Source organism: Candidatus Lokiarchaeum ossiferum (assembly GCA_025839675.1).
Classification (GTDB): Archaea; Asgardarchaeota; Lokiarchaeia; order Sigyniarchaeales; family Promethearchaeaceae; genus Lokiarchaeum; species Lokiarchaeum ossiferum.
Genome location: CP104013.1, coordinates 5,991,549 through 6,004,602, shown reverse-complemented (window position 1 = coordinate 6,004,602; position 13,054 = coordinate 5,991,549). Strand labels below are relative to the sequence as shown.

Sequence of the window (13,054 nt, the reverse complement as noted above, 5' to 3'; positions counted from 1 at the left end):
TCCAAGAAGTAGAAAAAAAAAGATAGATTATAAGAACATAATATAATGCTTCATTTTACCTTTTGCCGTAGTAGGCGTATTTATATACAATATCGGTGGTTAAAAATGATTCCATATAATTTTTGAAGACATTACTGGAAAAAAGATTTATTTTTTATTCCATTATTCCAAAAGAGTAAATTTCAGTGTTTTATCTCTTCTTAGACTGAAATAAAAAACATTTAATATTATTCCCAATTTTAAACTTTCGAGTTCAAAATCATGGATAAGACATTAAAATTAAATTCCTTAACAAAAAAATATGGGTCATTTCTTGCAGTTCAAGATCTCTCAATTGAAATTAATCCAGGAATTCATGCATTTTTGGGTCCAAATGGTGCAGGGAAGTCAACAACTTTATTGATGATTTTAGGTTTAATAAAAAAAAATTGTGGATCAGTTTATTATCAAAATGAAATCTTGGATCCATTTACTAAAGGTTCTAAAATTTTCCATAGGATTGGTTTTCTTCCTGAGAACGGTGATTTTTATCCAAATTTATCAGGAGAGGAAAATTTAAGACTGTTCTTTAGATTAAAAGGTTTTAATAAGAAAAGTATTATTAAGGAAAAATCAATAGAGTTGCTTAAATGGGTTAATATTCCTGATTCATTCTGGGAAAAAAAAACACGGACATATTCTCATGGAATGAAACAAAGATTGGCTTTGGCTCGTGCTTTTATAGGAAATCCAGATTTAATTATCTTAGATGAACCATTTCAAAATTTAGATCCGATAGGACGGGATGATATAATTCATTTAATTAAGAAACGATATAAGAAGGATTCAATAATAATCTTTACAACCCATGAAACCTATGAGGCAGAGCAATTAGCATCTGATATTGCGATTTTTAAAAGTGGGCAAGTTGTTTTGAATGGAAAACTTAATTCCATTGCAGGTAATATGAAACATCAAAATTTTTCATTGGAATTCTCCCACAAATCTCAATCTATAGATGAAATGAAATCTTTCTTGAAAAATCAAACTAATTTAATATCAAATCTAAATTTGGAAGCAGATGGAATAATCACTTTTAAAACAGATCAACCAGAGGTAATCAATAAATTAATGCTGGAAAGGAATTATTGTTTTGATCTTCGTCCTCAATTAGGCACATTAGGGAAAATATATCGGGATATTATTAATGGTGGAATTTGAAATGAAGCGTTCTCAACAATATATAGAAGTAGTTAGAATGACTCTGAAAATTTATTTGAAGGATTTTCGAATTTTAGTTACATTATGTTTTGTTTTCATGCTCCCAATAATTCTGGCGTACAAAATTCCTGATTATCTAATAGAATTAGTCCGAAATTCCGAAACTTTTCATGATATCATTGTCTGGCCTAATCTAATTGAGTTTATCGTGATATTCAGATATCTGGCGATTTTTCTGACCTTTGACATTATTTCCGCAGAATATCATAATTCAACAATTCTCCCTCTAACTGTCAATCCAATATCTAGGCATAGACTAATTCTGGGGAGATTTTTTACATATTGCTTCCTATTATTTTTGATCGAGTCAATAGCATATTTAATTTTAGTTATGATCACTAATTCTGGATACGAATTTCAAATATTAAATAGTGTAATTTGGGTTGGCTATTTTTCTTTAATAATGGCAAATGTAATAACACTTTCAATTTCAATCTTATTATCTGTTTTAATAAAAAAGCCGATTAATAGCCTTATATTGCACCTTTTATTTATTTTCATTGCTGAACCTATTGTAGAACGTTTTAAAGAAAGTGAATATCTATCGATTTCCCATAACGTTGAATCAATAATAAATATTTTTCAAGAAGATATAAAAAATAATACTTTTCATTACAGTATTGCAATAATCATCCCTTTTTTTCCATTCTTAATCATTTCTTCAGGTATATTAATGTTATGTATCTTATCTTTCAAATTTCTTGATATCAAAAGTAATTGATGTAGATCCATAGACTAAAGAAAAAAAATAAAAGGAGACTCTAATCTTGAACACAATACAACAGTTTTACGAAATTTCCCGAATGACATTGAAAGATTTTTCAAAGGATTTTAGATTTTGGGTAATGATATTAGTAAGCATTTTGATTCCACCCCTATTTTATATACAAACTCCGATAGAATTGATTCCAAATGCTGATGAATTTCATCGGTTGATTTGGGGTAATATTTGGGGGATTATGTATATTTTTAGATTTTTTATTGTGTTTACAAGTTGTGACATCATATCTAAAGAATTTAAAAATAATACTCTCCTATCGATAATGACCACACCTATTAGAAAAAAAAATATATTCCTTGGAAAATATCTGACAATCTTTTTAATTATCACTTTTTTTGAGACAATAACATTTTTTTTCTCTATAGGTCTTTCGGTAAATTTATACAATTTTCCATTGTCAAATAGTACAATCTGGGTTGGATATTGTGTAATTATTTTAATTACTCCCGTAACTTTAGCAATATCTTTTATGTTGTCCCTATTTCTTAGGAATACTATTCAAAGTTTTGTTTTACATCTGACATATATATTTTTGGGTGAACCTTTCTTAAGAAAACTTAATTTAAGTAATATTACTATCCGTTTTCTAATGGATTCGCAAATTAATTACTTAAGACCAAAAACTATAGATGGGAATACTGTGGAATTTATTTCTCTATTTAGACAAATTTATCCAGAATTGCTAATGCCCATATTTCTCATCATTTTAAGTATAATTGTTTTTGGACAAATTGATTTGAAAGATAAATGATGATTCAAACAATAAAGATGATTATGTGCAATGACGTATTCTGAATATATGTACTTCAAATTATGAATAAATTTTTTTTTTTTTAATCCTTTCTTTTCTGAACTAAATAAGCGAAATTCTTCAACTCATGAACTTCTCATAACAGAATTTCGTTATGAAAACTTTGGATTTCATTTTGGTAAATTTTTATTATTGATTTGAAATCTACATCAGGAGAAATATAAAATCCCTGTCTTCCAACGTTTCGTAAAACGCATCTTGCTCATGCTATGGCGAAGTACGGTCCTTCGAATTTTTACATGAAAAAGATCCATTCGGTGAAAAATATTAATAAATGGACCATGCAACGGTTGGAAGGCTATTATATGGTGAAATATAACACATTAAATCCGGCTGTTGGCTATAACATGCGCATTGGAGGCAGTGGAGGGTTCAATACAGAAGAGCAAAATGAAAAAACAAGGCAATCTAATACGGGAAAAAAGCAATCCGAGGAAACCTGTCGAAGAAAATCAAAGAGCTCAAAAGGAAGAAAAGCATGGAATGGAGGAAAAAATTTATCTCAAGAACATAAAGATAATATTGCTGCTTCTCAAATTGGTAGAGATGTGTCAGATAAGACTCGAAAATTATTGAGCGAACTTATTAAGGGGGAAAATCATCCTAATTGGAAACAGAAATTACCTGAAGAACATTGTAAACATATTTCCGAGGGAAAATTAGCAGCCAACATTCGAGAAACAGTCCCTCAAGTCGACAAACAATGTTCCACTAAGGAAATTTCTTTTTTTGACTCTCACCATCTGGCAAACAAGAATAATTCTTCTGTTCAATCCGATATTCAAGCCAAAAAGGATGAATTAATAGATCATATTAAAGCAGGTAAAACCTATAAAGAACTCTGTGACAAGTTTAATATTTCTCAAAATTATATCCGAAATTTCATGTATTGGGCCGAAGGAACCCGAAATTTATCTGATATTCGAAAAAAGTATCACGTTTCAAAAGGGAAACTTGATGATCGCAATAAAAAAATATCTCAATCTAGTACAAAAGACTATGAATATCTGAAAATTCCAGAGAATGATCTATCGACTCAATTAAATCAGAATTTATCTCACGCTCAACTCAAAGAACATTTTCATCTCAATAACTATCAATTGAAGAAATTATTCGAGAAACACTATGGTAAACATCGACTTGTTGATGTACGCGAACTTTTGAAGGAGAAAAAACAGAAATCCAAATCCAAAAGGAAGATAAAGAGACTAAACTAAGCGTTTATATATAATCCATTTCATTAAACATCTTTGCTCATTAAAAGTTTTGTTTTAAATTCTTTCCTTTTATCACATACTATGGAACAATATAACCATCTCTTACAACATGTGTGTTGGGGATTCTCAACCGAAGAATATACTTTTGACGAATTCCAAGTGGAAATTGAACTTTACAATCGGGATGTGGATCCGAAACATCCTTGGAATCCAGATCAAATTGTTTTTCCCTATCGAGAAATCGTGCTAGAAGCCCCCCAAGGAGATGAATTTCTTAGTATCCATAGCTTGCGACCGGATGGTTTTTCTGCTCTTGTTTTAATGTATGATGTGCATCATTGGTATCGCGAATACTTTCACTTGGATCCCCACCATTATTTCTTTGAAGGGTTATCTCGGATTAAAAAACCGACATCTATCCCTTCTTTTTTCATTCTAACCGGAAGTTGATGATCTGTTTCCGATGTCTCCGTTAAATTAAAATAATTCACTATTCCAGATAATTGACCCAAATTCGTCCCTTCCTTTCTTTTCGGGTTTAAATAATCTTGAATGATCACAATACTATGGATTACACCCACCTATACTACTCCCCTTATCGGGTGCATTCCCGCACCACATGGTTGAAATTTATTCAAGCTTGCAAACGAATCTACCGAAAAATGCCCCGATATTCGTATACTGCAGCTCCCGAATATTGGAGATCTCCACTCTTTCTGGATGGAGATTATCAATACAAAAAACCAAAATTCAATTCACGGATGGTTGTCTTTGGAGGTGGGGATGGAACTCAACGCTATTATGATGACGATGATCAAGAATGGTATAATCGGGATTCCCATGATTTAGCAATGGATCCTTTGGAAATTCTTCGGGTTAAACCCCTTTGTCTAACCATTGATATATGCGACATTGTAAATACAGGACGAAGACCCTATGGTATGATGGTGGAAGCCTGTTTAATATTATACCGTTATTTTTTTCCTGAGGTTGTTCTTTGTTTTAGCGGTCAAGAAGGTGATTGGGATCAAGCCATTGGATTAATTTCAGAAAATTTTGATATTAGCTTTGATACCCGCCTCAATTATATTCCATTTCCTTCCTTTGAAACAATGCAAAATTATCAAGAAAGCTTATGGATCGAAGATTGCTTAATTCAGATCTTTGAAAAAATCTTACAAAACTCAAAATTGGACCCGATGGAACATAATTTCATTAGAATTTATGCCAATTTATCCTTTCGTGATTTCTTAGAACGGAGACTTCATCAGGATAAACGCATCAAAGAAGATATCTCCCACTTGGACAAAAATAATGCCATCAATATCGAAAATGGTTTTTTTATCATAAGGTAGAAAAAAAAAGATAAATAATAAGTTCTGATTGCTCAGACTTAGAATTTGATTTCGCCGAGTTTGGCACGCTCGTCCACTAATGCTTGGACAACTTCAGGGTTAGCTAAAGTCATTACGTTGCCAATATCGCCTTGGAGGGCAATAGCCTTTAAGACACGTCGCATAATCTTTCCGGATCGGGTCTTTGGTAACGCATCAGAGAACATGATGACTTCAGGCTTCACAGCAGGTCCAGCCATCGCACGTACGTGTTTCACAATGTCGGTTTTTAATTCTTCATTTCCTTCTACTCCGCTCATTAAGGTTACATAAGCAAAGATGGTGGATCCTTTCATTGAGTGTGGGTATGGACAGACTGCACTTTCGGCAACTGCATCGTGGGAGTTAATTGCTGCTTCCACTTCCGCAGACCCTAAGCGATGGCCAGACACCTTGATTACATCATCGGATCGCCCTAAGATAAAGTAATAGCCTTTTTCATCAATTTGAGCATAATCACCAGTGAAGTAATGGTTCTTGAATTTGGTTAAGTAGGTGGACACGAATCGGTCATGATCTCCCCAGACGGTTCGCATTAAACCTGGCCATGGCATATCATAGGCAAAGTAGGCTTGGGTCATAGGAGTGTTGATTTTTTCACCTTCTTCATTTAATAATACTGGATTGCATCCGAAGAATGGGAATGTACAAGATCCAGGCTTCATTGGGGTAATAGAGCCAAAATTGACCATCATATAAGATCCGGTCTCTGTTTGCCAATAAGAATCGACAATTGGACGACCGACTGGTTTTTCTCCACCAGTTCCTTTTCCTACAACATCCCAGTACCACTTCCACTCAGGCCAGTTGCAGACTTCTCCTACGGTGCCTAACATTTTAAGCTTGGAGAGATCCCATTTATTTACTTCTTCAGCTCCGTATTTCATGAGAGCACGAATAGCGGTTGGTGCGGTGTAGAAATGAGTAACACCTAATTTTTGACAAATTTCCCAGAAACGACCTTTGTGTGGCCATGTGGGGGTACCTTCATACATAACGGTTTTAGCACCGAGTGCAAGAGGGGAATAGATGATTTGAGTATGACCAGTAATCCAGCCAATGTCAGCGGTGCAGTACCAGACATCACGATCTTTTGGTTCGGCACCTTTGAGGTCTAGAAGACAAGAGTAATCCCAGACGTATTTGTTGGTGGACATTCCATAAACGAGGTAGCCTCCGGTGGTATGCACAACACCCTTTGGCTTGCCGGTGGTTCCACTGGTGTAGAGGATGAAAAGGACATCTTCAGAATCCATTGGTTCACATGGGCAATCGGCAGATTGTGTAGCCATTAAAGCAGAGAAATCAACGTCTTTTTCATATTCGTAGGTTGGATTGCCAGTAACTTTGACAACAGCAACATGTTCGATGGATGGACATTGTTCAATAATACCTTTCAAGTTAATTTTCATTGGTTTGGCTTTGCCAGCTCGTTTGACTTCATCAGCCACAACGAGGACTTTACATTCAGAATCATCAATTCGGTCTTTCACTGATTCAGCAGAGAATCCACCAAAGACGATAGAGTGAATGGCACCGATTCGGGCACAGGCTAACATAATAATGGCGAGTTCAGAAATCATAGGGAGCCAGAGGCAGACACGATCTCCTTTTTTGACACCGAGTGATTTCAATGCGTTGGCTGCTTTGCTAACTTCATCCTTTAATTGGCTGAAGGAATAAGATTTAATAGTATCATCTTCACCCATCCAGATAAGGGATTCTTCATCACCAAAACCTTTTTCAACCCAGCGATCAATACAATTGTACGCAACATTGAGTTTCCCTTCGGTAAACCATTTGCCTACAAAGTCATCATCGGTGGAACCAGTCCATACTTCTTTATAAGGAGTAAAGAAGTCAACCATTTTAGCTTCTTCAGCCCAGAATTCGCGTGGTTTTTCCACGGAATGTTTCCAAATTTTCTTGTATTCTTCCATGTTTTTGACACGTGCGGTGGTCGCAAGCTCAGGGGAAGGATAGTAGAGTTTTTGTTTTTCTTTATCACTTTCAGACATGATGTTATTCACTCTTTTTAATTCATTACGAGAGATATTAGTATAACCGTTACCCAAATGGATGCGGTCGTACTAAGAGTGATTAAGAATTCGTTCGTTTTTATTTAAAATTTGTGAAACGATTTTCATTTGACACCCTTAAAAACGAAAAATCGCATGTGGTTCATCGGAATGTGAAAAAAAGATGATCATTTTGCAACAAAACTTTAAAGTTTGATATGAAAGGCTGTGATTTTGGTGGGAAGTGATAACCGATCGGGAATGGGAGGGGAGAGGGGAGGGGGAACAATGAGCGGAGAAGGATCATTGGAAGAGCTAAAATGATCGGGGATTGAAGAAAATCATGCAAGAAGTGTTGAAGGGAGGATCATGTAAGGAGGGGAAAAGGATCATGGAGAGATCCGAGGGGAAAGAAATGGGTGGAATGCGAGAGAAAACTGATCGGAAAACGAGAAAAAGGGGCATTTTGGAGGATCTTCCTCAAAGATCACCTCGAAAAAGAGGCGGATGGAAATTTAAGCGGATGCAAAAGGAATTTTCACCATGGGCGGGAAAATGTCAGCCTCGATCTTTATATAGGAGAAGATGCAATAGATTAGGAAAAAGCAGCGAGAAAATGGTAAGTTCGAGAGTGAAGGAAAGAAGCCAATGGGAAAAAAATACGTGTTATTTTGAATTAATTTATCTCCCAGCTCTTCGAATATGAGATAATGTATGCAAATTTATATTTTTTTACCAAATGTGGCTATTTCTTTGGATGTCCAATCTTGAAAATCGGTATCGAGCTTTTCAAGAAAATTGGTTAATCTATCATCTCTATTTAGTTGGAAAGTTTTTTGGAATTTAAGAAAGAGTTGATAACGTTCATTTAATTCTTTTTTAAGAACAATAAAGGGCCATTGCTGAAGTTCCTGGAGTAATTCATCAAATTTACAAATAAGAAGATCGTATTGCTGTGATTTAATTAAATGGGAGGTGGCGTTAATTCTTTCTTGAATATCTTGACGTTTTTCACAAATTTGTTGTTTTAATTCGGTGTGAATTGATTTTAATTCAATAATTAGTTGAGGATTGTTAAGTAAAGATACATCTGCATTCTCAATTTCATGCAAAATAACCTGAGTTTTTCGATATGCTTCAATATATTGTTGATCGTCTAATAATGCATGAATTTGGGTGGAATTTTGACTTACACGTAGATTGAGATGATTTTTCTTCAAAACGGGTTTTAAATGTTCTTCCAAGATTTTTAGACATGAGCGATTGATTTTGGATCTTACCGATCTGTAAAGATTACTAGATTCCTCAAAATGACCTGCATCGCATAAATCCTGAACATGTATTAAGTGAGATTGATTTTTTCGTAGAAATTTCTGCCAAAGCTCTTCTTTTGTCTGCCTTTTCTTGAGATTTTCGATGATTGTACTAAGTATCATCACACATAGGATAATGGATGAGAGGGAGAGGAATATAACTAACCCATCTTGATTATAGCTTGCTTCATTTTTCATTGTAAATTACTTTTTGGATTCTTATATCGATTTTGCTTTCGTCATATAGCTGAAGGGATTATACCAAAATCAATCATTTCCATAATATCCACAAGAACCCATATGGAGAGGGAGGAGGAGCGCAGAAGGGAAATTGAACAACAATTAGTTAATGGCTGTGAAGTTGAGATATCATCATGTCATCAATGCGTTTACGCAAAAGCCATAACAAAAACAAGCGGTGGTATCTTGAACAGATATAGAAGTAATTGTAAAAAACAGATGGGTTTATTTTGTTCCTAATCCAGAAGAGTTGAGGGAACAAGGAATTTAAAAAATTTGTACCCATGAAGATTTAGATCGTTTTTTTTTGATTTTGGTATTTTTTCACTACAATAATCAAGATTGGGACAGCAATGACACCAAGAGAAGCGAAGAGCCAATATCCCCATTTGAATGAAGAAGTTTTTAGGGAGTCCTCATATTTTCCAAAGATATTAGAAATACCATTTTGTGTGAAGTAATTATCAATTAGATTAATATTGGTTGAATTGACAATATTAACACCGTACTTTAAATTATGAGAGATATTATTCTCTTGGACGAGAACCTTATCAACTTCATCTAACAGGATCCCATTTTCAATATTATTATTAAGCAGATTCCCCCAAATGGAGCAATTAATTGTTTTCCAGATCGAAATCCCTTGTAGTGTAGAATATTCGACAATATTTTGGAAAATAGAGACATTTTCTACGAATTTAATAGTCTCACTTGTTAAGACCCCGTTACTATACCATCGTTCTTCAGATCCAGATATCACAATTCCTAGGGTATTCTGTTTGATATGATTATGAGAAATAGAAATATTCTTAGAATTTCCAGTGAATATAATTCCAGGGTTTTGATTAAGGATAAGAGAATTCCCATCAATGTAACTGTTATTTACATCTTTCATTTTAATTCCACCAGCAGTGGATTTGAATGTTGAGTTCAACACGCTGATGAAATCGCCACCGAGAACAGTGATAGCTATATTGTCATTCAAGTAGTAGGACGAATTCGAAATGATGATATGGCTGGAATTATATATGGCTGTTGGGAAAACACTCATTTTAAGAAATGTACAATTATTAATATGGACATTCTTACTTCCATGGATGTAAATTCCACCACTAGGATCTCCCGGCCATGAATAACTGGAATAACTATACTTAAAAGAGCAATTTTCAATTCGTACGTGTTTATTGGAGTAACTAAAGCGTATATATAATTCATACTCAGGTCGATAGTCCTGTATGTTCAGACTTAAATCTTTCAAAATATACGGATCTTGCTCAGTTCCATTGCCAAATAAGTGGTTTTTTAAATCTAAAGCAGAAATAATCCCCTCGTCCGTAAATTCTATCAGTGGATCAAACATAAATTCGTCAGATGATGCAATAATTGTAGAAATAACTTTATTTCTCTGAGATGTACTATCAAAGGAAACACCCCCTACTGATATGGTAGATCCTACAATAATTAATAGAAAGGCGAATGAAATCCAGTTTCTTTTAGGTGTTTTTAACATAAGTATTTTTCTCTCCTGAATATAGTTCGGTATCAATTGTTGTTTCGCAGTTAAACTGAATTTGAAATTCAAAGAAATTATACCATCCACCACTAATGGATCTAGACCGAGAGTAAGAGTATTTTCCCTCATTCGCAATAATCACAGTGGATTCAAGATAGAACGAATCATCGAGCCAGATCGTATGATTATTTATATCTTCTCGAATTGAGGTCAAGGAATTATTTCGAATTTCATTAAAATAGACAATATTTTCTATTGAATTTGAAAAGAAAAGACCATAAAATTTATTCATATTGATGATATTTTCTGAAAGGCATATCTCTCGAGAGCTGAAAATAGAAACTCCGTTTTCTTGATTTTGGGAAATGATGTTTTCAATTATAAAACAATTATCATCAGTTCCTACAATTAATATGCCAGATGCATCATTATTTGAGATCTCGTTGGATTGAATATTAATATCCTCACAATTTGCTGTATTTATCCCGTTTTTAAAATTGTGTGAGACGACATTGTGGTAAAATTCCCCACCAGTTATATCCCATAGTTTTATACCATCCCCATTTCTTTCGAGAAGATTATTATTGAACTCTAATATGCGAAGACTACATAATGATGCCCCGATTCCATTTGAAATGAAGGAATTGTCATGGATTTTAATTATTGTCCCATAATTTGTGAAAATGCCAAACTTCTGATTTTGAAACCGAGATTTTTCGATCTTTACATAGTCAGAATTCATCAAATAAATTCCAAAATTAAAGTTGTCTGTGAAATTTACATTTCTTATAGAAACTTCAGTACATTTTCTTAGCAAGATACCTGATGTTTTTGCAACTGAAAAATCTCCGATTGAAATGTTGTGGCAATGATAAGCAAATATTGTGGAATTATCTAAGGGATCAGTAAAAATTAAGTTGGATTGATTAAATAGAAATACTAAATTTTTTCCATTTATTCTATTTGAGTAAAATTGAGATCTATCTTCGAGGAGAGCTAAATTTGTATATGTATCCAACAATAATGTAGAGTTTTCCATTTGATTATTCGAGAAATACACACTAGTCGCATCAGATGCTTCAAGGCTTGAATCACATTGATCAAATATATTATTATTCATGTTTAAGTAATCTGAATAGTGTGCAAAAATTGCATTAAATCGGTAAGTGAAATTTGAGTGGGTTATGTTGATTTGTTTTGATTCTTCTATCCAAATTGCAGATGCAAATTTTTGATTTTTTAAATTAGAAGTAAATGAGAGACGATCTAGATTAATAGATGAGCAATTATGTAGTACCACCCCATAACTATCAGAAATAAAGTCAATGCTTGAAATATTCACATTGGAACAATTATTAAGCACAAGTAAACTTCCAGAGGTGTCGTGATATTGAAAATCTTTTTGATTTTCTAGATATGTGAGAGCACCACCGTTATATGTGTTACTTGAGATATTTGAATTATTTTGACTTTTTAAAAAAAGTATCGAACAATTAAGAAGTGAGTTGTATGATACATTATTATTATTAGAACTTTCCAACCGAAGACCATGTAATCGAAAGCCAGCAGGTAATCCAACGGTATTATCAAGAATTGAATTTTGATTTGATTCGAATAAAGCAATACCTCTATAAACCCTTTGTAATTTATTATTTGATTTAGCTAAGAAAAATTCATTATTTTTGATCTCATTCAATGGACTTCCGCGCAATGATATTGCATTTTGTCCATCCGACCCATAATTGTCAAATATTTCACAATCTGTAGAATTATATAATTTTACTGCTTGATAAAATTGGAAAAAAACACTGCTTCTGATCTGGATTTTTTTAGATTCAATTATATGAATTGAATCGAGACATTGAATAAATGAACAATTTGAAACTTCAATATTTTCAGAGTTTATTAAAGAGATAGCATCTGAATATCCTTGAAAAGTACAATTAATAATTTTAACAAAACGAGTAATATTGGTCAAAGATACAGCAATATTATAGGCAAAAGAAAAAGAACCGTAATGGGGATTGTAATTCTCGGTAGTATTGAAAACGAGGTTTTTCAATTGATAAGAATTTTCATCATTTAACCCTGTCTTGTTGGAGTTCTCAAAAAAGGAATCAAGTGCGGAATTATTTGTAAAACAGAGAGATTCAAGTATTTGAGGTTTATTTGGAGGAGTTTGATCTTCTATGGAATTTTTGGAATTATGAAGAATAATTGGTATTGTTATTGCCGATGCAATAATTATCGATAGTATAGTGATAAAACTGATTTTCTGCTTTTTGGAATATGTGTGAACCAATTTCACAGTGAACTCACCTAACTAAATATTACTGAATAACAATAATAAATTTGACGGTAGTAAACCACCAATAATACCAAATATTGAAAGAAAAAATATTTACAATTTAAAAACTCCTTTGATTTTGTAGAAATATTAATCGTGGAGTAAAATAACAAAGGAAGCGGAAAATAGGAAAAGGAACATCATGGAAAATTCTCATTTA

11 protein-coding genes are annotated in these 13,054 nt (G+C 33.4%); 7 read left to right on the top strand and 4 right to left on the bottom strand.

All coding sequences use genetic code 11. The annotated features are described in order from the left end of the window. Nucleotides 1–261: 261 nt before the first annotated feature. The 6 genes from NEF87_RS25520 (at nucleotide 262) to NEF87_RS25495 (ending at nucleotide 5,424) form a co-directional block, all read left to right on the top strand. The gene (locus tag NEF87_RS25520; protein ID WP_457918064.1) at nucleotides 262–1,200 is read left to right on the top strand and encodes an ABC transporter ATP-binding protein; all 939 of its coding nucleotides are present in this window, start codon (nucleotides 262–264) and stop codon (nucleotides 1,198–1,200) included. Between the two features lies 1 nt (nucleotide 1,201). After that, entirely contained in the window at nucleotides 1,202–1,981 is a 780-nt protein-coding gene (locus NEF87_RS25515; protein ID WP_457918063.1) for an ABC transporter permease, read from the top strand. A gap of 46 nt (nucleotides 1,982–2,027) precedes the next feature. Then, entirely contained in the window at nucleotides 2,028–2,792 is a 765-nt protein-coding gene (locus tag NEF87_RS25510) for an ABC transporter permease (RefSeq protein ID WP_457918062.1), read from the top strand. 317 nt (nucleotides 2,793–3,109) lie between these two features. After that, nucleotides 3,110–4,069, top strand: a complete 960-nt coding sequence (locus NEF87_RS25505) for an NUMOD3 domain-containing DNA-binding protein (RefSeq protein WP_457918061.1) — start codon at nucleotides 3,110–3,112, stop codon at nucleotides 4,067–4,069. A gap of 81 nt (nucleotides 4,070–4,150) precedes the next feature. After that, the gene (locus NEF87_RS25500; protein WP_457918060.1) at nucleotides 4,151–4,519 is read left to right on the top strand and encodes a hypothetical protein; all 369 of its coding nucleotides are present in this window, start codon (nucleotides 4,151–4,153) and stop codon (nucleotides 4,517–4,519) included. Nucleotides 4,520–4,635: 116 nt separating this feature from the next. Then, complete coding sequence (locus NEF87_RS25495) at nucleotides 4,636–5,424, top strand: hypothetical protein (protein WP_457918059.1); 789 nt, start codon at nucleotides 4,636–4,638, stop codon at nucleotides 5,422–5,424. Nucleotides 5,425–5,462: 38 nt separating this feature from the next. On the opposite strand, the gene acs is transcribed toward NEF87_RS25495, so the two are convergent. Further along, nucleotides 5,463–7,481, bottom strand: coding sequence for an acetate--CoA ligase (gene acs, locus NEF87_RS25490; RefSeq protein WP_457918058.1), 2,019 nt, complete (start codon nucleotides 7,479–7,481; stop codon nucleotides 5,463–5,465). A 391-nt stretch (nucleotides 7,482–7,872) separates the two neighbouring features. On the opposite strand from acs, the gene NEF87_RS25485 reads away from it, so the two are divergent. Continuing rightward, nucleotides 7,873–8,187, top strand: a complete 315-nt coding sequence (locus tag NEF87_RS25485) for a hypothetical protein (RefSeq protein ID WP_457918057.1) — start codon at nucleotides 7,873–7,875, stop codon at nucleotides 8,185–8,187. Between the two features lie 16 nt (nucleotides 8,188–8,203). Here NEF87_RS25485 and NEF87_RS25480 read toward each other — a convergent pair whose 3' ends face one another. From NEF87_RS25480 to NEF87_RS25470, 3 genes are all read right to left on the bottom strand, one after another. Continuing rightward, entirely contained in the window at nucleotides 8,204–8,992 is a 789-nt protein-coding gene (locus tag NEF87_RS25480) for a hypothetical protein (RefSeq protein ID WP_457918056.1), read from the bottom strand. Between the two features lie 334 nt (nucleotides 8,993–9,326). Continuing rightward, the gene (locus tag NEF87_RS25475) at nucleotides 9,327–10,544 is read right to left on the bottom strand and encodes a right-handed parallel beta-helix repeat-containing protein (RefSeq protein ID WP_457918055.1); all 1,218 of its coding nucleotides are present in this window, start codon (nucleotides 10,542–10,544) and stop codon (nucleotides 9,327–9,329) included. Next, on the bottom strand, nucleotides 10,528–12,855 hold the full coding sequence (locus tag NEF87_RS25470; protein WP_457918054.1) for a right-handed parallel beta-helix repeat-containing protein: 2,328 nt from the start codon (nucleotides 12,853–12,855) through the stop codon (nucleotides 10,528–10,530). Before NEF87_RS25470 ends, NEF87_RS25475 begins: the two co-directional genes overlap by 17 nt. Nucleotides 12,856–13,054 lie beyond the last annotated feature (199 nt).

What these genes read in the sequence shown, in the direction of transcription:
- NEF87_RS25520 (WP_457918064.1), top strand. Translation starts at nt 262, where the DNA reads ATGGATAAGACATTAAAATTAAATTCCTTAACAAAAAAATATGGGTCA.
- NEF87_RS25515 (WP_457918063.1), top strand. Translation starts at nt 1,202, where the DNA reads ATGAAGCGTTCTCAACAATATATAGAAGTAGTTAGAATGACTCTGAAA.
- NEF87_RS25500 (WP_457918060.1), top strand. Translation starts at nt 4,151, where the DNA reads ATGGAACAATATAACCATCTCTTACAACATGTGTGTTGGGGATTCTCA.
- NEF87_RS25495 (WP_457918059.1), top strand. Translation starts at nt 4,636, where the DNA reads ATGGATTACACCCACCTATACTACTCCCCTTATCGGGTGCATTCCCGC.
- acs (WP_457918058.1), bottom strand. Translation starts at nt 7,481, where the DNA reads ATGTCTGAAAGTGATAAAGAAAAACAAAAACTCTACTATCCTTCCCCT.
- NEF87_RS25485 (WP_457918057.1), top strand. Translation starts at nt 7,873, where the DNA reads ATGGAGAGATCCGAGGGGAAAGAAATGGGTGGAATGCGAGAGAAAACT.
- NEF87_RS25480 (WP_457918056.1), bottom strand. Translation starts at nt 8,992, where the DNA reads ATGAAAAATGAAGCAAGCTATAATCAAGATGGGTTAGTTATATTCCTC.
- NEF87_RS25475 (WP_457918055.1), bottom strand. Translation starts at nt 10,544, where the DNA reads ATGTTAAAAACACCTAAAAGAAACTGGATTTCATTCGCCTTTCTATTA.